Below are 19,241 nucleotides of genomic sequence, written 5' to 3'. Positions count from 1 at the left end.
CTTCGCTTGATTCCATTGCTGTTGCCCCCTTTTTACAGGATTTTCAAATATAAAAAATTGGTTTCTTTCAGAGTAGCAAAGAAACCAATTTCGGACAAGCATTTATTCGGTTTACAGACCAGAGAGTTTCTTTTTCTTGGCTGCTCTTTCACGTTCGTTTTTGTCTAGAATTTTCTTTCTCAAACGAATGGATTCAGGTGTAACTTCACAGTATTCATCATCATTCAGGTACTCAAGGGATTCCTCAAGTGTCATGATGCGAGGTTTTTTCATGGTTGTTGTTTGATCTTTTGTTGCTGAACGGACGTTTGTTTGCTGCTTCATTCTGCAGATGTTTACAACAAGGTCGCTGTCACGGTTATGTTCGCCGACGATCATTCCTTCGTAAACGTCTGTTCCTGGCTCAACAAAGATTACGCCGCGGTCTTCGATTCCCATGATCCCGTAGCCTGATGATTTACCGTTCTCCATGGATACAAGAACACCTTGACGGCGTCCGCCAACCTGGCCAGTAGCCATTGGCTGGTAGCTGTCAAACGTGTGGTTGATGATTCCGTAACCGCGAGTCAGAGAAAGGAACTCAGTGGAGTATCCAATCAATCCGCGCGAAGGAACCATGAAGATCATTCTTACTTGGCCGTTACCGTTGTTGATCATGTCCTGCATTTCACCTTTGCGGGCACCGATGGATTCCATTACTGCGCCAGTGTAATCTTCAGGAACGTCGATTTGAACGCGTTCCACAGGCTCGCAGCGGACACCGTCAATTTCACGTACGATAACTTCAGGTTTAGACACTTGAAGCTCGTAGTTTTCACGGCGCATGTTTTCGATCAGGATGGAAAGGTGAAGCTCTCCGCGTCCTGAAACGGTCCATGCATCTGGAGAATCTGTGTTTTCTACGCGCAAGCTGACATCTGTTTGCAGCTGCTGCATGAGGCGCTCTTCAATTTTACGTGAAGTAACGAATTTACCTTCGCGTCCTGCAAACGGGCTGTTGTTTACAAGGAATGTCATTTGAAGAGTAGGCTCATCAATCCGCAGTACTGGAAGTGCTTCCTGGTGTTCAACCGGGCAGACAGTTTCACCTACGTTGATGTCTTCCATACCGGAAACAGCAACAAGGTCTCCAGCGCGTGCTTCTTCGATTTCGACACGTTTCAATCCTTGGAAACCAAAGATTTTCGTTACGCGGAAGTTTTTCGCTGTTCCGTCAAGCTTCATTAGGGAAACTTGCTGGCCAACTTGCATGGTCCCTCTGAAAACACGTCCAATTCCGATACGTCCAACATAGTCGTTATAGTCCAGAAGAGCTACTTGGAATTGAAGAGGATCTTCACTATTATCAACCGGTGATGGGATGGTTTCCATGATGGATTCAAAGATGCACTCCATGTTTTCTTCCTGTTCAGCAGGATCCGGGTTCATGCTTGCGGTTCCGTTTACTGCGGATGCAAATACAACCGGGAATTCAAGCTGATCTTCTGTAGCATCCAATTCAATGAACAAGTCGATAACTTCGTCTACAACTTCCTGCGGGCGGGCAGAGTCTTTATCGATTTTGTTTACTACTACGATTGGAGTCAGTTTTTGCTCCAAAGCTTTTTTCAAAACAAAGCGTGTTTGAGGCATACATCCTTCATATGCGTCGACAACAAGCAGAACGCCGTCAACCATTTTCATGATCCGCTCTACTTCACCGCCGAAATCAGCATGTCCTGGAGTGTCCAGGATGTTGATGCGAGTGTCTTTATATTGAATAGCCGTATTTTTGGCCAAGATTGTTATTCCGCGTTCACGTTCCAAATCATTGGAGTCCATGGCACGTTCAGCAACCTGCTCGTTTGCACGGAATGTTCCAGCTTGATGAAGCAGTTTGTCTACCAGCGTCGTTTTTCCATGGTCAACGTGGGCAATAATCGCAATATTGCGAAGATCGTTTCGAAGTTTCACAATTTCATCTCCTATAAATTCAAAATACCCTCGATATTATAACACACACTGCTGGTAAAATAGAAAGTTTTTAAGTAAACTTAGTTTGAAATCTTTTTTTATACGTTAGGGGATGCAGGAAATGAAGTCGGGAAAATGGATTTTTTTAGTACTGGCAGTGCTCGCTGCCGTTATGATGATGCTGATCGGAGTTTCTGTCGGATTCAGAAGTATACTCGGTGTGATTGCATCTATTATTGGATTATGTGCTGTAATGGGCTTCGGTTTTGCCAGGAAAAAGAAGATGCGTGAAAAAGGTCTGATTTAAAATAGGAAGGCCGCGGAACATATAGGTTCCGCGGCCTTTTTTCTATAACGGGAAAATCAGAATGGTGTAGTCTTCACCTTCGTTTTTCTCCATTTTAAATTGTTCAAACCCTGCTTTGCTTAAAAATTGAATCCAAGCCAAACGTTCAGCGGGGACTCCGGCAAAGAGCACTTTATGACCCTTTTCCTTCAATTCAGCTGCAATCATGCGAATGACTCGTTCACCTATTCCCTGACTTCTTTTGGATGGATGTACCAAAATGGTGCCAAGCCACGGCTTTTCATTAGATGGTGACCATTCAATTGAAAAGGTTATGGCTGCAGGCTCTCCATTTAATTCCCAGATTCGCCATTCACCCTGATACATCTCGTATTTTTTCAAGTACTCTTCAAGAAGACCCGGTTCCGTTTCTTCGCTAATCCATTCAGGACTCTCCTTTACGCATTGAAGCAAAAAAGAAAAATCTTCCTCCTGGTACATTCTTGCCGTCAGCATATTATGCTTTGTTCAAATAGGAATTCAGTATTTCTTTATGCAGCCCCGGTCTTGAGGCAAATATACTGTTCCGTTCTAATATGCTGATCGGCTCCCCGCTGACTGTAGTTGCTATGCCTCCCACTTCATGAAGTAAAACAAGACCGCCTGCGAAATCCCATGGGGCAAGCCTCATTGTGATGTAGCAATCCAGTCTTCCTGAAACAACATAGGCGAATTCCAGTGCTGCAGATCCGTATGAACGGGTACCTCTTGCATTCCTAACCAGGGGAGCCAAAACGGATGGATCAATTCTTTTGTTTTCCGTAACCCAGGTCGCATTCAGACCGATAATCGCTTCCTTCACTTCTCGGTGTTCAAGCTTTGGCAAAGGAGTGTCATCCATAAAAGCTCCTTCCCCTTTAAAAGCATGGTACAGTTCATCATGGACTACATCATAAATGAGACCAATCATTCCGGTTCCCTCTTCGTAAATACCGATCGAGATGGCGAAATTCCGCTGCTGATGCACGAAATTCATTGTTCCGTCTATTGGATCAATAATCCAGATGATCCCTTTGGAGTCCTCGATTTCATGTCCATATCCCTCTTCCCCCAGGATACGGTGATCGGGGTAGGTTTCTTTGATCCTGCTGATGAAAAATTGCTCTGTTTCTTTGTCCATGTTGGTAACGAGGTCGTTCGGATTGGATTTAGTTTGAATTGAAAGAGACGTTGCAAAGGAACCGCGGATTCTTTCTCCCGCTTCTCTAATCCAGCTTTTTGCATGATGATCAATATCTTTCCAATTAGTCATGATTAGCCTCTTTTCTATTGGGACTTAACGGTTACAGGCATTTTGGGCCTGTCCAAAATATGTATAGGTATGTAATAAAGGATACTGCAAGAAAAACACGAATTCAAGCCGAAAGGGGAGCATGCAAAGAGCCGGGCGCAGATAAAAACGAACCTTCTTAAGGTTCGTTTAACATCCTCAGGCTATGCCTGCAGCTTAAGCCATTCTCTTCTGAGTTTTTCAAGTCTTTGTTTGCTTTCTGATTTTTGATCTTCGTTGTTATCCTGCATCGCATCAAACAATGTAGCCAGTTCATAATCCAATTCAAGCTGGATTACACTGATACGATTTTTCAATTCTCTGGGCTGTGCGGCTTTAATGACCTGTTTCATCGAAAAACTCCCCTTTCATATCTTACTTATTTTATGAATAGCTTTCGAAAACTTGGGACCGATGAGATTTTGTATATCTTATGTTCATTAATAATGACAGGGAACATGGTGAAAAAAATTGTGTATCTACCTATATATAAAGCTTGTTTACAATACTTTACCACTTTGCCGTTACGATGAAACGTGCAACTTTATTGGAGCGCGCTGCCGGTTATGCTACAATATTTTTACTTATATTCAGGAGGTTTCTCACAGCAATGAAATTCACGGGTTTCACTCAAAAAGATTTTGAAGTATTCACGATAGATGGACTGGATCAGCGAATGGAGAAATTAATCGAGCAAGTACGCCCGAAGCTTGAAAGCCTTGGCGAGCATTTCAGTACAGAATTGTCCAGCTGGACAGGAGATGAAATGTTTTCGCATGTAGCAAAGCATGCAAGGCGTTCCGTAAACCCGCCTGATGATACGTGGGTTGCTTTCGCCAGCAGCAAAAGAGGTTACAAAATGCTTCCCCATTTTCAGATTGGTTTATGGGAAACCCATGTTTTTATCTGGTTTGCCATGATTTATGAAGCTCCCGCCAAAGTAAGCTTCGGAAAAGCGGCTGAAAAAAATCTTAATCAGATTTTACATGACATTCCGGAAAACTTTGTATGGTCCTCAGATCATACGAAGCCTGGAGCAGTTTCACAAAAAGAGCTTGGGAAAAAAGGGCTGAAAGAGATGGCTAAAAGGCTTCAGACGGTTAAAAAGGCTGAAATGCTCTGTGGTGTTCATTTCAGCAAGGAGGAAGCAGAATCCATGAATCCGGAAGAATTTCTGGATAAAGCAGAGCAATCATTAAAAACACTGCTGCCGCTCTATCAGCTGGCTCAAAAATCGTCTAACTAACAAAATCCCGGGTGACCCCCGGGATTTTGTTTAAGGCATTTTTATTCGATTTCCATCTTCACTGTCTTTTGCTTTCTTTACAGTACGGTACGAAGAATAACCGCTTACCTCTTCAAATTCATCACAAAGGTTCTTCTCCTCTGCTTTACCTGGTACGATCTCCTTGAATCTGCGATAGCTGTTCATAAAATCTTCCCTGCTGATTCCCTGTTCATAGGCTTTTTCAACATTTTCGAAAAATTGAACGGCATCAATTATTTCTTCTGTGGACCAATCTGCAGAAAGCGGATATTGATAATCCATGTTCTCACCTCAATCTCTTTTGCCATTCCCCCATTGATTGCGGATGATTTCTCCCTCTTTCAACATTCTATCAAATAATTCCTGTACAGTGGGAATGTCGTATATTAGACCTGCGGACTGTCCGCTCCAGCCGAAACCTTCTGATCGATTTCCCTCATATATGTATTTTTTATTTGCCCTGCCATCAATATACTCTTTTAATCCTTCATAGCCTGATTTTAGTTCTTCAAGCTGGATAATTTGTTCTGTCCATTCGTTCGCCAAGGCTCTGGCAGGAGCTCCAATGCTCTTTTTTATAAGCACTGTGTCTGTTTCACTGGAAGAAATTAAATCCTGCTTGTAGTGATGATGGGCATGGACACATTCTTTTACAGCAATAAATCTTGTCCCCATTTCAATTCCCTCTGCTCCAAAAGCAAGGGAGGCCATTAGCCCTCTTCCGTCGGCGATTCCCCCAGATGCAATAACTGGAATTGAGACCGCCCTTACAATTTGCGGAATCAGGACAAAGGTTCCGGTATCATTTCTCCCTAAATGACCTCCCCCTTCCTGTCCAACGGCTATAACTGCATCTGCCCCCATTTCTTCCGCTTTTTCCGCCTGCCTTCGCGCTGCAACCAATACAAGTTTTTTTATTGATGTTCCTTTTAGCTGTTCAAAAATAGGAGCCGGATTTCCTCCCGTCATGGAAATGACCTTTACTCCCTCTTGGATCGCTGCTTCAAGCATGCTGGAAAACGGCCTGCCATGCTGACCTATGGCAAAGTTCACACCAAACGGCTTGTCTGTTTTCAATCTCGTTTTACGAATTTCTTCCTTAAGTTCTTCTGGAGATCCTAGAGACATGGCTGTAATCTGGCCGAGGCCCCCGGCATTGGAGACAGCGGCTGCCAAATCAGAATATGCGAGATACGCTAGCCCCCCTTGAATGATCGGATATTTGATGCCGAGCAATTCCGTTACTTTCGTTTTCCAAATCATTTTCATCCCCCCTTTTATTTTTTTCGATAGAGAAGATTCGATTTCCTTTGACAAAGCCAGTCAAAATTTACTTTATAAAAATTCTCCCTAATGATATAATTCATGTGTTTTTATTAAGGACGTATTTCAGAAAAAGAAGGTGGAATGAACCATTGAACCAAAACCTGACACCGCTTTATACCGGGTTAAAAAAACACATTGACCGGAATCCCATTCAATTTCATATACCTGGGCACAAAAAAGGTGCCGGAATTGATCCAGATTTCAGAGAATACATCGGCGAAAACGCCCTTAAAATGGATCTGATTAATATAGGACCTCTTGATGATTTGCATTCTCCGAAGGGTATTATTAAAGAAGCCCAGGAGCTTGCTGCAGATGCATTTGGAGCTGATTTCACATTTTTCTCCGTTCAAGGAACGAGTGGAGCAATTATGACAATGGTTATGGCTGTCTGCAAGCCTGGAGATAAAATTATCGTCCCTAGAAACGTTCATAAATCCGTCATGACCGCTATTGTTTTCTCAGGTGCGGTTCCCGTTTTTATTCATCCTGAGGTTGATAAAGAGCTCGGTATATCTCACGGAATTACCACTGACTCTGTGCAGACGGCTCTGGATCAGCATCCTGATGCTAAAGGAGTCCTAGTCATAAACCCGACGTATTTTGGAATATCGGCAGACTTGAAAAAAATCGTCGAAATTGCCCATTCCTACCATGTACCGGTTTTAGTAGATGAAGCACACGGTGTTCACATCCACTTCCACGAAGAGCTTCCAATGTCAGCGATGCAGGCAGGGGCTGACATGGCTGCAACAAGTGTTCATAAGCTGGGAGGGTCTATGACCCAAAGCTCGGTCCTAAACGTCAGAGAGGGGCTTGTGTCCGCTCAGAGGGTACAGTCGATTTTAAGTATGATGACAACAACCTCAACCTCCTACTTGCTGCTCGCTTCGCTTGATGTAGCCCGTAAGCGCCTGGCCATGGAGGGCAGAGAACTGATTGACCAAACCATTCAGCTTGCTCAAAAAGTGCGTCAGCAGTTAAACGCTATAGAAGATATTTATTGTGTAGGCAGCGAAATTCTCGGAACGAAGTCAACTTATGATTACGATCCGACAAAATTGATTATCTCAGTGAAGGAGCTTGGATTAACAGGCTATGACGTGGAGAAGTGGCTTCGGGAGAAATACAGAATTGAGGTTGAACTTTCCGATCTATATAATATCCTGTGCATCGTTACCCCTGGTGACACTGTAAAGGAAACAGATTTGCTCGTCGAAGCATTGACTGAACTATCAGACCGGTTTAAACACCGAGATCCGGGTCAAATCGAAGAAACCGCCGTGCTGCTGCCTGATATACCAGTGCTTGCCCTTACACCAAGGGATGCTTTTTATTCCGAAACAGAAATCGTGGACTTTAATGAATCCGCAGGCCGGATTATCGCTGAGTTTATTATGGTTTATCCTCCCGGGATCCCAATCTTTATTCCCGGTGAGATTATTACTGAAGATAATCTTGCCTATATTCAAAAAAACATGGAAGTCGGGCTGCCTGTTCAGGGACCTGAGGATCCTAACTTAAATTCTCTTCGGGTTATTAAAGAGCATAAAGCAATACGATAAGAGAACGAATCGAATCAATCGTGATAAATAAAAGCATGCGCCAGATTCAGCGCATGCTTTTCCCTTTTTATCTTAACCCCTTGTCATGTTTACCGTTTGATTTCTGTTTTTTCACACTCACAATTTAAGCATCTTCCGTACAAAGTGGAGACTTTTTCATCCTCAAAATGGCTGATTGTGCTGTTGCAATCCTGACAAACGATTGTTCCCATCTTCCCATCCCCTTTTCTTAAATGTAAGCGGTTTTAATAATTTGTTAGTTTTATATTATTATGTCACATTATATTCGTCAAGCATAAAAAGTATGTCACATTAATTTTATTTTGAGTGCCCTTTTTTTCTCAATCAGTTCGATTGTTTCTCCATCGGGTCCCTCATAGAAAACTGTTTTCCATTCGTTCGGCAGCTTGAACGGTCCAAGGGCAGGCAGGAGTCCCTTCTTTTCAAGCCGGTCAAGCCAATATTGGATAGACTCAACCTCCCACGCCAGATGAATGGCTTTTTCATTAAAAACGGCACTCTTATCCTCAATCAGTTCAAGCATTCCATTTGCACCATGCAGAAATACAATGTTATCATCCAAAAAAGAGAACTCCGTTTCTTTATTTAAATCGAAGAAAACGGTATAAAAATTCGTGGAAGCTTCCAGGTTTCGAACATTCAGCCCAATATGATGCACTTTCATCTTTTCCCCTTCTCTCATGGCAAAATAAGATTCATATCACCAAATTCATGCCATAAATAATTTTTCATTAAAGCTTCCTTATAGGCTTCTCCCAATAGATTTGGTTTAATGAAGGCACTCAGCATGTCTAAATGGCTTGCTTCCGGTTCGTGAAAGCCTGTAAGCAGTCCGTCTACAGCCTTCCGGGCAAAGTTACGGGTAACATAAAGATTTGTAACCCCTTCCGTTCCATTTGGCAAACCGCCGTTTTCGGCTGCCGTTTCCAGTGCCCTTACAACTGTGGTTCCAACTGCTATGACCCTTCCCCCTGTAAGCTTTGTATCCAATACAGCTTTAGCCGTTTCCTCTGGTACTCGATAAGACTCGAAGTGTTTAGCAGGATCTGGCCATATGTCACCTCCAAAATAGCTTAAACCTGCATGAAGCTGCAAAAAGGCTATTTGAACTCCTTGAGACTTGAGCTGCTGCAGAAGCTTCCAGGTAAACGCTCTTCCTGCAGAAGGCATCTCAACTGAACCGGGCACAGAGGCATAGACCGTTTGATAGCTTTCCAGAGGCCATGGGTGCTGGATGTATTCGTAATCAACCGCTTTGCCAATTAAGTAGATTTCCTGGAGAAGCTCCACCCCGCTTTTTGAGAACTTCAGCAGAATCAGCGGCCGTTCTATTCCTCTCCCGTAAATCACTGCTTCAAGTCTGTCATTAAATGTAATCGTATCTCCGATATTTGCTAATCCATCATATATGATTGCTTCCCAAATATGATCCGATACCTTCCTGCTCAGCCTGACCTCAACTTCTCCCTTCCTAAATGTTCCCTTTAATACAGCAGGAATGGTTCGGCTGTTATTGAACACCAATAGATCACCGGGCTTCAAAAAAGAGCCAATCTCCCTAAACGATGAATGCCTTCTCATGCCGCTTTCCGCTTCGAGAACCAATAAACGGACTGCGTCTCTCCTCCCGGTTCTCTGTTCAGCCGGTTCTGCTGCATGGAGACTGTCTGGTATATGAAATGCCTGATGCTGAATAGTCATGCTCTTCCCTCCTTATAGCTGAAGGACTGGGCTTCAAATCGCTGTCCATTTATAAGTGCTGACTGATTTGATGCAAGATATAAGAAGATATCTAGATGATCCAGCGGATTGGCTAAATCATAGTCACAATCTGGGACCGCTGTCCGGTGCATTTCCGTATCCATTTCACCGGGATCTACCATATTCATTCTTACCCCAGTATCTTTTAACTCATCAGCCCAGGTCTGTGTCATGCCTTCTACAGCGAATTTAGATATTCCATAGGCTCCCCACTCAGCAAAGCCTGTCTTTCCTGCTTCCGAAGTTAAGTTAATAATGCTGCCCTGCTGGCGGATCAGCATACCTGAGAGCACCCTTTTTGTCATTAAAAAGGGATTTAGTATGTTTACTTCAAGAACTTCTTTAAAGGCATTTTCTGTATAGTCTGCCAGTTGTAAAGGACCTGGTCCGAAAATAGAGGCATTATTGATAAGAACATCAATGTACCCGTAAGCTTCCTCTGCTAGGGATACGAAACGATCGGCTTCTTCAGCAATGGAGATATCCGCCTGGACGGCAAGAACTTCCCCTCCAAACTCAATTATTTCCCTTTCCAGTAAATTAAGCTCATGTTTCCCCCTCGCACACACTGCAATGCGTGCCCCTTTTTTCGCAAAAGTCAGCGCGAGTGCTCTTCCCAAACCTTTAGAGCCTCCAGTAATCATCACAGTCTTTTTCATAGTGATCTTTCCCCTCTTTATTTGATATAACTTTATTGTATTGGGATTAGAAGGGAATCACATCAGAAGCAAGGTGCATCCATCTCTCATAAATTAGAACGGGAATTTCTCGGTCTTTTGATTGAGTCAATTTTAATTGTAAATATCAGATTATTTAGAATACAATGGAATAAACAGAGGATAGGGAGGACTGAAAGTGGGACAACATGCGAGCATCGTTATGAATGACAGGGAGCCAATCTCTTTAGAAATCATTTATAAACATATTGACTACTATAAAGGAATTACAGCCAAAACAGGGGAACAGCTTGGGTGGGAATACAGTGAGACTGCATTCCCATATGAAATCTGCCAGGAACATGAACGCTTGCTAATTTTAAGAAGTGTCCAGCCTGGCTTCAATCATATTTATATAGGAATCATCCAATCAGAAGATGAGTCTGCTGAAGCGGTGCAGATCTACCTGCCAGCCTCTTCTGCACATGGGGACAAAGGAAAGGCCAATGAATTGTGCAAATTCCTGGCAAAAAAAATGAAAGGTGAGCTGCATTTGTTTAATGGGAAGGTTATGCGGTTTACATAATGGTTTACTAAATACAGGAAGCCTCCAGATGCGCACAGTGTCTTAGGAAAATTATCGTTCAATTGCTATAATTAAATTGACCTGGTATGTATGAAGGACAATGATAAAATACTTATGCAAAGGTTTTTATAAAACTTCCAATAAAACGAAACTTTTTTCCAGTTACTCCCGTTTATATTAATGAGAGTAACTTTTTTTAATTGAAAATCCCATTTTTCAATTCGGTAACATTTTGATGACATTTAAAGGAATGAGATGGGATTATGATAAAATGGGATTAATTTGAGACCGGAAATAGGACTGGGGAGGGATAAATCGTGTTTGCAGATAAAATGAATAAGTTCGATCGAATGTTTTTAGCAGTGATGATTGGGCCTGTTTTGTTTCTCTCTTCCTGCACGTTCCCGGGATTAATGTCCCAGACCTCAGGCACTTCCATCCAAACAAAAGATAAAGTGATTGTCTTTTTTTCAGACGGGGACAAAATTGAGGATGAAAAACAGTATTATGATGCGCTGCTGGCAATTAAAGAAAAATACCCGGTTGATTCCAAAAATTTCAAGGTGTATCAGGAGGAACAAAACAATCCTTTTGGCGTCCGTAAATATCCTTCCCTGCTTGTTATGGACAATAAAAAAGTCGTGATTCACATTGAAGGAATGGTCCAAACTAAAGAAGAAATATTAAACCCGCTTCGAAAAGTTTTGAAGCATTAAAAAGACCTCCGCTTTCGCAGAGGTCTTTTTGATGCAATTTATTTAATGATATGAATTGGGCTGCCAAGAGCGACCTCAGCAGCTTCCATCGTAATCTCTCCCAATGTTGGGTGAGCATGGATCGTCATTGCGATATCTTCCGCGGTCATTCCGGATTCGATTGCAAGTCCAAGTTCAGAAATCATGTCAGAAGCGTTCGCACCAGCGATTTGAGCTCCGATAACGATTCCGTCTTCTTTCGTTGTGATTAGCTTCATGAAACCGTCTGTTTCATTAAGAGACAGAGCACGTCCATTAGCAGCGAATGGGAATTTGGCAGCTGTTACTTCAAGACCCTCTTCCTTCGCTTGAGCTTCTGTATATCCTACAGTAGCAAGTTCAGGCTCTGAGAATACAACTGCTGGAATTCCAAGATAGTCGATCTCAGACGTTTCGCCAGCGATTACTTCTGCAGCAATTTTACCTTCATAAGAAGCTTTGTGCGCAAGAGGCGGTCCTTCAACAATATCACCAATTGCGAAAATGTTGGAAACGCTTGTGCGGCACTGTTTATCAATTTTGATAACGCCGCGGTCGCTCATTTCAACGCCTACTTGCTCAAGACCAAGTTCATCAGTGTTTGGACGGCGTCCTACTGTTACCAGTACGTAATCCGCTTCAACTGTTTGTTCTTCGCCTTTCACTTCAAATGTTACTTTCACGCCATTTTCTGTTTCTTCAACAGATTTAGCCATTGCTTTCGTATGGATGTCAACGTTCCCTTTTTTCTTCAGGTTGCGTTTAACTAGTGAGCTCATTTGTTTCTCGAAGCCCATTAAAATATCATCCAAAGCTTCAATAATCGTAACTTCAGTACCGAAGTTAGCATACGCCGTTCCAAGCTCAGTTCCGATGTAGCCTCCGCCGATTACAACCAATTTCTTCGGAACATCTTTAAGAGCAAGAGCGCCGGTAGAATGGATGACACGGTCAGAGTATTTGAATGCTGGTAGTTCGATCGGACGGGAACCCGTCGCAATGATTGCATTTTTAAATTTATAAGTTTGAGAAGAATTTTCATCCATTACTTTAATGGATTCGCCATCTACGAAGTATGCTTCTCCGCGGACGATTTCTACTTTGTTTCCTTTTAGAAGGCCTTCAACACCGCTCGTAAGCTTGTTGACAACACTGCCTTTCCATTCCTGAACCTTTGTAAAATCAACTTTTACGTTTTCAGCCGTGATTCCCATATCTTCGGAATGCTTAGCATTTTCGAAGCGGTGACCAGCTGAAATTAATGCTTTGGAAGGAATACATCCAACGTTTAGGCAAACTCCGCCTAGAGTTCCTTTTTCAACAATTGTTACTTTTTGTCCTAGCTGTGCAGCGCGGATGGCGGCTACATAGCCGCCAGGTCCCGCACCAATGACAAGAGTGTCTGTCTCAATAGGGAAATCTCCTACTACCATTGATTACGCCTCCATTAAAATAAGTTGTGGGTCGTTAAGTAAACGCTTGATGTGGTTCATTGCATTTTGTGCAGTAGCACCATCAATCATACGATGGTCGAAGCTCAAGGAAAGAGCAAGAACTGGAGCTACAACAATTTCACCATCGCGTACAACAGCCTTTTCAGCAATACGGCCAATTCCAAGGATTGCTACCTCAGGATGGTTGATTACTGGAGTAAACCATTGTCCGCCGGCAGAACCGATGTTAGAGATTGTGCAGGATGCACCTTTCATTTCGGCACCGGAAAGTTTACCATCACGCGCTTTAACTGCAAGCTGATTGATCTCATCAGAGATTTCGAATACAGATTTGCGGTCAGCGTTCTTAACAACAGGTACTAGAAGACCTTTTTCAGTATCTGCAGCGATACCGATGTTGTAGTAGTGCTTTTGAACAATTTCGTCTGTGCTGTCATCAAGAGATGTATTAAGCACTGGGAACTTTTTCAGCGCAGAAGTAAGAGCTTTCACAACGTACGGTAAATATGTTAACTTAATACCCTGGTCTGCCGCAACACCTTTGAATTTTTTACGGTGTGCAACAAGCTCAGTAACATCAATTTCATCCATAAGCGTAACGTGAGGAGCCGTATGCTTGGAGTTTACCATTGCTTTAGCAATCGCTCTTCTCATGCCGGACATTTTTTCACGTGTTTCAGGAAGCTCGCCTTCCGGAATTGCTTGTGCAGCCGGTTTTGAATCTTGTTTAGATTCTTGTTTGCTTTCTTCTGCTGCTGAAGCTTCTGTTGGTTGCGCAGCTCCGCCTTTGCCGAATGCATCGATATCTTCTTTAGATACGCGTCCGTTTTTGCCGGATCCGTTTACTTGACGGATATCAATACCTTGCTCGCGTGCATATTTACGCACAGATGGCATAGCTACAATGCGTTTATTAGGGTCAGCTTCAACCTGATCCTGGCTTCCTGCACCTGTTTCAGCAGCAGGTTCTTGCTTTGGAGCTTCTTCTTTTTTCACATCTTGACCCGCTTCGCCTGTTGATTGAACCTGAGCCTCAGTTTTTTCTTCTTTTTTCTCATCGCTTCCATGATCGTCACCCTTGAATTTAAGGTTCTCGTAGCCTGGAGCGTCAAAAGTGATTAGAGTTTGTCCAACTGTTGCAACTGTTCCCTCATCAACTTTAAGTTCTAATACTTTTCCTTTTACAGGAGAAGGAATTTCAACGACTGCTTTATCGTTTTGCACTTCAGCTAGCACGTCGTCCTCTTCAATTTCGTCACCTGGCTTAACAAACCATTTTACGATCTCGCCTTCATGGATTCCTTCACCGATATCCGGCATTTTAAATTCGAATGACACGGTTTTTCAACCTCCCAGTTTTGTGTGATTTGCTATGAACGAAAAGAAACCAGCTTCACTGATTTCTTTTCGATTGCTGTTTCGTCCTGTTTGATTAAAATTCCAAAACTTTTTTAGCTGTTTCAATTACGTCTTTGTGGTTAGGCAGCCATACACCCTCTGCTTGAGAGAAAGGGAATACTGTATCAGAAGCTGTAACACGAAGAACAGGAGCTTCAAGGCTTAGGATAGCGCGGTCATTAATTTCAGCAACAACGTTTGCACCAACTCCAGCTTGCTTTTGAGCTTCTTGAACAACGATTGCACGGCCTGTTTTTTCAACAGAAGCAATAATTGTATCGATATCCAGCGGCTGAACTGTACGAAGGTCAATAACCTCTACGGATTTACCTTCTTTTTCAAGCTCTTCAGCTGCTTTAAGAGATTCATGAACCATTGCACCGTAAGTGATGATAGAAAGATCTGATCCTTCGCGTTTCACTTCAGCTTTTCCAAGTTCAATTGTGTACTCTTCTTCAGGAACTTCCTGACGGAAAGAGCGGTAAAGCTTCATGTGCTCAAGGAAGATAACCGGATCGTTATCACGAATAGCGGCAATTAAAAGTCCTTTTGCATCATAAGGCGTTGAAGGAATAACTACTTTTAGTCCAGGCTGTTGAGTCATGAGACCTTCCAGGCTGTCCGCATGCATTTCTGGAGTATGTACTCCTCCTCCAAACGGGGAACGGATTGTGACAGGAGATGTCCATCTTCCGCCAGAACGGTAACGCATACGTGCCATTTGGCCGGAAATGGAATCCATTACTTCATACACGAATCCGAAGAACTGAATTTCAGGTACTGGACGGTAGCCTTGAAGACCAAGTCCAAGTGCAAGACCTCCGATTCCAGATTCTGCAAGCGGAGTATCGAATACACGGTCTTCGCCAAATTCCTTCTGCAATCCTTCAGTCGCGCGGAAAACCCCGCCGTTTACGCCAACGTCTTCTCCAAATACTAGAACGTTTTCGTCATTTTTTAGTTCTGTGCGTAACGCATCAGTGATTGCCTGAATCATTGTCATTTGCGCCATGGCTTACTTCGACTCCTTCGCTTTATAAATTTCAAACTGCTCCTTGAGATTATTAGGCATTTCTTCGTACATAATGCCCATAAGGTCAGTTACTTTTTGTTTTGGATAATCGTCGGCTTTTTTGATTGCCTCTTTAATTTCTTCTTTTGCCTGTTCGATTACTTTATTTTCTTCCTCTTCGCTCCAAAGCTTTTTGCCTTCAAGGAACTTGCGGAAACGAACAAGCGGATCTTTTTCTTCCCACTCGTTTTCAATATCTTTTGTGCGGTAGCGTGTCGGGTCATCCCCAGCCATTGTATGTGGTCCATAACGGAACGTAAGGGTTTCAATCAATGTCGGGCCTTCTCCGCCGATTGCGCGTTTGCGTGCTTCAGCTGTAGCAGCGTAAACAGCAAGCGGATCCATACCGTCAACTTGAATTCCTACAATTCCAGCCGCAACTGCTTTTTGAGCAATTGTACGTGCAGCAGATTGTTTTTCAACTGGAGTAGAAATTGCATAGCGGTTGTTTTGCACTACGAAAATTGCAGGAGCCTTAAATGCTCCGGCAAAGTTAATTCCTTCATAGAAATCACCTTGTGAAGCTCCGCCGTCCCCTGTATAAGTGATGGCAACTGCTTCTTTTCCACGCTTTTTCATTCCAAGCGCTACGCCGGCAGTCTGGATGTATTGAGCTCCAATGATAATTTGAGGAGACAATGCATATACATCTTCAGGCATTTGGTTGCCGTGGAAATGTCCACGGGAGAATAGGAACGCTTGATAAAGCGGAAGACCATGCCAGATAATTTGAGGCACATCACGATAACCAGGAAGAATAAAGTCATCTTTTTCCAATGCAAAATGGGAAGCGATCTGAGAAGCTTCCTGTCCGGCAGTCGGAGCATAGAAACCAAGACGTCCTTGACGGTTTAGAGAGATAGAACGCTGATCAAGAATACGCGTATAAACCATACGGCGCATAAGCTCTTTCAATTGATCATCAGATAGATCCGGCATTGCCGCTTCATTCACGACTTCGCCTTTTTCATTTAAAATTTGTAACGTTTGGAACTGCTCAGCAATCGCATCAAATTGCTTTTTGCCGTCTACAAGTGCAGATTTAGTTTTAGCAGCCATCTAAGTCACCTCTTCCTTTCATTTAGACAATTTTGATAGCAGAATGATTCCAGTCATATACAGATTTAGGATACCCTAAATTAAATCACAGACACATTTTTTTCAAACACATTCCACTACCATTTACCACATTAGAGCAACTTAAAACTTCAGGATATGTAAAGATTTAAGCTACGGAAACTGTATTAATTTTTTCAGAAGCAAAAATAATACAATACTAATAATACAAACATAGTTTACACCTCATAAAAACTGAAGTCAATCTGTTTACACAAGGTTTATTAAAGGAATTTGGCAAACTTTATTTTTACAAATAAATCCCATTTTAACAAACTGTATTAGTACAAATAAATAACCTGTACTACAATAGTAGCGTTTTCATTTTTAAAAAATTCAGCTGTTGATTTCCACTGCAGACAATCTCTTGTCCTTGAAGTGCAGTGAGCTTCCTGTACGCTTTGCATTTGCGGGGTCTCACCTGTCACGCTGTCCCAGCATGAGTCTCATACCTTCCGCTCCAATCAATCAGGTGTTAAAAAATGGTATCCATCTAAACCATGATCTTTCCCCAGACTTTTCTTTGGTTGTTGATTTGCGTTGCAGGCGCTCGCTTATCCTTGAACGGGCTGCTTGAGCCTCCTCGCCGCTTTGCGCTTGCGGGTTCTCACCTGTCCCGCTGCTCCCGCAGGAGTCTCGGCCTTCCATTCCAATCAACAGCTGTTATAAATCGACACGGGGCTTTAACAGAGCCTAATAAAAAATGGACACTGTTGATAATTGCTGTTTGCACTCTGGGGACAAAACAGGATTTTGCCCATTAAACCTATGTAAGGAAAGCGTTTCTACTATATACAGACAAAAACAAAGACTGTACAAATAAGGACGGCAGCCCCCGGATTTTGTTAACTTCCGGTGGCTTCCCTTCCATTCGCATCAGTCTTTTTATTGATCGACTTTAATATCAGCAGCCTTATAAAAAGCCTTTTTGGCTGTATTATACTGCTCTGTGTACTCATTGAACTTTTTATTCAATTCCATAACTTCTTTATAAGAGGCATTGATCTTACTGATATGCGCTTCCAGATCTTCAAGCTTCAGCTCTTTATTCTGGAACATCTTATACAGTTCTTCATCAAGTGCAATTGCCGATTTGTAGGATTTTGCAAGCTCGTTGTATGAATTATAACGGTCGTGCATGAGCTTTTTTAACTCATCTGCCTCTTTTTCAGCTTTGCCATCCTCAATTTTCCCAAGTGCTTCTTCTGCATCTTTAAATGCCTTTTCCGATTCCGCAATGCTTTTTTGCTCTGTTTCAATCCGGTCTTTTCGATCCGCCACTAATTTAAGCGCATCTCCGGAAAGTGTTTTAATTTTTTCAAAATCTTTCATGCCAAGAGCGATAATTTGGTTGTAAATCTTATTCTCCTTCTGTTCAAGTTCAAGAAGAGGTTGTTGCTCCTTCTTAAACGGGCTCTCTTTAGAGACTACATTTTCAAGCGCCTCATATGCCTGCTCGGATGGTGACGGCCCCATACAGCCTGTGAGAATGGAGCCTGATAAGGCCGCACTCATGCCAAACATTAGCCATTTATTCTTTTTCCGCACATTTAATCCCCCTTACTCTACAACTACTAACTATAAAATCTCTGTGCAAAGAACACAATACATCTCTGTAAAGTAATTGGCGAAAGCCTGCAAAAACAGGTAATTCGGCTGTCCTTTTCCTTCGATGGGTGGGACAAAACCCAAAAAGAAAAAAGAACTGGGCTAATGACTATACACATTTACCCCGCAAGCATATGTTATATCAGACGCTCAAGCAAGAGCGCTATTTTAAAGGAGGTTGTCAATATGTATTGTTATCCTGCTTACCCTGCATACGGCTGCGGTGGCTACGGCTACGGACGCACATTTGCTCTAATCGTTGTATTGTTTATCCTTTTAATCATCGTCGGTGCAGCATACCTCGGCGGAGGCTGCTAACAAGAAAAGCGGAAGGCGCTTGCTCAGCCCTGAAAGACGGTGGAGCTCTCGACCGAGGGGCGCTTTTTGCCCCGACCGAGAGAGCGAAGCGGCCGAAGGGCTAGCGCCTGGAGCTGGACATCAAAAAAAGCGGAAGGCGCTTGCTCAGCCCTGAAAGACGGTGGAGCTTCTGGCCGAGGGGCGCTTTTTGCCCCGACCGAGAGAGCGAAGCGGCCGAAGGGCTAGCGCCTGGAGCTGGACATCAAGAAAAGCGGAAGGCGCTTGCTCAGCCCTGAAAGACGGTGGAGCTCTCGACCGAGGGGCGCTTTTTGCCCCGACCGAGAGAGCGAAGCGGCCGAAGGGCTAGCGCCTGGAGCTGGACATCAAGAAAAGCGGAAGGCGCTTGCTCAGCCCTGAAAGACGGTGGAGCTCTCCACCGAGGGGCGCTTTTTAAAGGAAGTTCTGCTAAGAGCGCGGTTTCCTTCCGCAACGCAGAACTGACCCGCGTCCTGCGGGCCCGAGAGAGCGAAGCGGCCGAAGGGCTAGCGCTGGAGCTGGCAAAATAAACACCAAAGCACTCCTATTAAGGGGTGCTTATTCTAATATATACGTGCAGACAATTAAACGGTGCTTGCTTAAAACGATCCCGAGGAATGGACAGCCCCCGCGCCTGAGCAAAACCACATACATGGAAAATTCAATCCTGCAATGGATTAATGTTCTTATGAAACGGTGTTAAAAATACAATAGAATCATCTTTCATTCAAAAAGCGGTTTCTATATAATGAAAAAGATACGGGTTGAAACGATG

General features: G+C 43.2%; 21 protein-coding genes. 6 read left to right on the top strand and 15 right to left on the bottom strand.

From position 1 onward, the window contains the following. Window positions 1–111: 111 nt before the first annotated feature. On the bottom strand, window positions 112–1,953 hold the full coding sequence (typA, locus tag WCV65_RS09070) for a translational GTPase TypA (RefSeq protein WP_035413052.1): 1,842 nt from the start codon (window positions 1,951–1,953) through the stop codon (window positions 112–114). A gap of 121 nt (window positions 1,954–2,074) precedes the next feature. Between typA and WCV65_RS09065 the strand changes: the two genes are divergently transcribed. Next, entirely contained in the window at window positions 2,075–2,260 is a 186-nt protein-coding gene (locus WCV65_RS09065; RefSeq protein WP_035413055.1) for a YlaF family protein, read from the top strand. Window positions 2,261–2,302: 42 nt separating this feature from the next. On the opposite strand, the gene WCV65_RS09060 is transcribed toward WCV65_RS09065, so the two are convergent. From WCV65_RS09060 to WCV65_RS09050, 3 genes are all read right to left on the bottom strand, one after another. Then, entirely contained in the window at window positions 2,303–2,713 is a 411-nt protein-coding gene (locus WCV65_RS09060) for a GNAT family N-acetyltransferase (RefSeq protein ID WP_338781729.1), read from the bottom strand. Window positions 2,714–2,756: 43 nt separating this feature from the next. Further along, the gene (locus tag WCV65_RS09055; protein WP_338781727.1) at window positions 2,757–3,551 is read right to left on the bottom strand and encodes an inositol monophosphatase family protein; all 795 of its coding nucleotides are present in this window, start codon (window positions 3,549–3,551) and stop codon (window positions 2,757–2,759) included. A 182-nt stretch (window positions 3,552–3,733) separates the two neighbouring features. Further along, window positions 3,734–3,922: a hypothetical protein gene (locus WCV65_RS09050; protein WP_035413064.1), complete on the bottom strand. Its 189-nt coding sequence runs from the start codon at window positions 3,920–3,922 to the stop codon at window positions 3,734–3,736. 257 nt (window positions 3,923–4,179) lie between these two features. On the opposite strand from WCV65_RS09050, the gene WCV65_RS09045 reads away from it, so the two are divergent. Continuing rightward, on the top strand, window positions 4,180–4,815 hold the full coding sequence (locus tag WCV65_RS09045) for a DUF1054 domain-containing protein (RefSeq protein WP_338781725.1): 636 nt from the start codon (window positions 4,180–4,182) through the stop codon (window positions 4,813–4,815). Between the two features lie 30 nt (window positions 4,816–4,845). On the opposite strand, the gene WCV65_RS09040 is transcribed toward WCV65_RS09045, so the two are convergent. After that, a complete protein-coding gene (locus WCV65_RS09040) occupies window positions 4,846–5,118 on the bottom strand; it encodes a UPF0223 family protein (protein WP_035413078.1) in 273 nt (90 codons plus the stop codon). Between the two features lie 9 nt (window positions 5,119–5,127). Further along, window positions 5,128–6,099, bottom strand: a complete 972-nt coding sequence (locus tag WCV65_RS09035) for a nitronate monooxygenase (protein ID WP_338781722.1) — start codon at window positions 6,097–6,099, stop codon at window positions 5,128–5,130. 152 nt (window positions 6,100–6,251) lie between these two features. Between WCV65_RS09035 and WCV65_RS09030 the strand changes: the two genes are divergently transcribed. Beyond that, window positions 6,252–7,727, top strand: a complete 1,476-nt coding sequence (locus WCV65_RS09030) for an aminotransferase class I/II-fold pyridoxal phosphate-dependent enzyme (RefSeq protein ID WP_338781720.1) — start codon at window positions 6,252–6,254, stop codon at window positions 7,725–7,727. 89 nt (window positions 7,728–7,816) lie between these two features. On the opposite strand, the gene WCV65_RS09025 is transcribed toward WCV65_RS09030, so the two are convergent. The 4 genes from WCV65_RS09025 to WCV65_RS09010 form a co-directional block, all read right to left on the bottom strand. Beyond that, the gene (locus tag WCV65_RS09025) at window positions 7,817–7,939 is read right to left on the bottom strand and encodes a GapA-binding peptide SR1P (RefSeq protein ID WP_035413085.1); all 123 of its coding nucleotides are present in this window, start codon (window positions 7,937–7,939) and stop codon (window positions 7,817–7,819) included. Window positions 7,940–8,034: 95 nt separating this feature from the next. Beyond that, window positions 8,035–8,412 (bottom strand): VOC family protein, encoded by a 378-nt coding sequence (locus WCV65_RS09020; protein WP_338781718.1) that lies wholly within the window; start codon window positions 8,410–8,412, stop codon window positions 8,035–8,037. A gap of 14 nt (window positions 8,413–8,426) precedes the next feature. Continuing rightward, window positions 8,427–9,449: an S-adenosylmethionine:tRNA ribosyltransferase-isomerase gene (locus tag WCV65_RS09015; protein WP_338781716.1), complete on the bottom strand. Its 1,023-nt coding sequence runs from the start codon at window positions 9,447–9,449 to the stop codon at window positions 8,427–8,429. Then, window positions 9,446–10,168, bottom strand: a complete 723-nt coding sequence (locus WCV65_RS09010; RefSeq protein WP_338781714.1) for an SDR family oxidoreductase — start codon at window positions 10,166–10,168, stop codon at window positions 9,446–9,448. The genes WCV65_RS09015 and WCV65_RS09010 overlap by 4 nt, the downstream gene beginning before the upstream one ends. Window positions 10,169–10,364: 196 nt before the next feature. Between WCV65_RS09010 and WCV65_RS09005 the strand changes: the two genes are divergently transcribed. Both WCV65_RS09005 and WCV65_RS09000 read left to right on the top strand, forming a co-directional pair. Further along, window positions 10,365–10,751, top strand: a complete 387-nt coding sequence (locus WCV65_RS09005; protein WP_338781712.1) for a DUF1885 family protein — start codon at window positions 10,365–10,367, stop codon at window positions 10,749–10,751. Window positions 10,752–11,068: 317 nt separating this feature from the next. Beyond that, entirely contained in the window at window positions 11,069–11,467 is a 399-nt protein-coding gene (locus WCV65_RS09000) for a hypothetical protein (RefSeq protein ID WP_338781710.1), read from the top strand. A gap of 38 nt (window positions 11,468–11,505) precedes the next feature. Here the strand turns inward: WCV65_RS09000 and lpdA are convergent, their stop codons facing one another. From lpdA to WCV65_RS08975, 5 genes are all read right to left on the bottom strand, one after another. Beyond that, a complete protein-coding gene (lpdA, locus tag WCV65_RS08995; protein ID WP_035413092.1) occupies window positions 11,506–12,918 on the bottom strand; it encodes a dihydrolipoyl dehydrogenase in 1,413 nt (470 codons plus the stop codon). A gap of 3 nt (window positions 12,919–12,921) precedes the next feature. After that, a complete protein-coding gene (locus tag WCV65_RS08990; protein ID WP_338781707.1) occupies window positions 12,922–14,277 on the bottom strand; it encodes a dihydrolipoamide acetyltransferase family protein in 1,356 nt (451 codons plus the stop codon). A gap of 94 nt (window positions 14,278–14,371) precedes the next feature. After that, window positions 14,372–15,349 carry an alpha-ketoacid dehydrogenase subunit beta gene (locus tag WCV65_RS08985; protein WP_035413098.1) on the bottom strand — a complete coding sequence of 326 codons (978 nt, stop codon included), beginning with the start codon at window positions 15,347–15,349 and terminating at the stop codon, window positions 14,372–14,374. A gap of 3 nt (window positions 15,350–15,352) precedes the next feature. Continuing rightward, window positions 15,353–16,468: a pyruvate dehydrogenase (acetyl-transferring) E1 component subunit alpha gene (gene pdhA / locus WCV65_RS08980; protein WP_035413099.1), complete on the bottom strand. Its 1,116-nt coding sequence runs from the start codon at window positions 16,466–16,468 to the stop codon at window positions 15,353–15,355. Window positions 16,469–17,410: 942 nt separating this feature from the next. Continuing rightward, window positions 17,411–18,073, bottom strand: a complete 663-nt coding sequence (locus WCV65_RS08975; RefSeq protein ID WP_035413101.1) for a YkyA family protein — start codon at window positions 18,071–18,073, stop codon at window positions 17,411–17,413. Window positions 18,074–18,319: 246 nt separating this feature from the next. Between WCV65_RS08975 and WCV65_RS08970 the strand changes: the two genes are divergently transcribed. Beyond that, the gene (locus WCV65_RS08970) at window positions 18,320–18,451 is read left to right on the top strand and encodes a YjcZ family sporulation protein (RefSeq protein ID WP_035413103.1); all 132 of its coding nucleotides are present in this window, start codon (window positions 18,320–18,322) and stop codon (window positions 18,449–18,451) included. Window positions 18,452–19,241: the final 790 nt, after the last annotated feature.

This window comes from Metabacillus sp. FJAT-52054 (assembly GCF_037201815.1).
Taxonomy (GTDB): Bacteria; Bacillota; Bacilli; order Bacillales; family Bacillaceae; genus Metabacillus_B; species Metabacillus_B sediminis.
The sequence above is the reverse complement of the archived record's forward strand: the minus strand, read 5'-3'. Positions and strand labels throughout refer to the sequence as shown.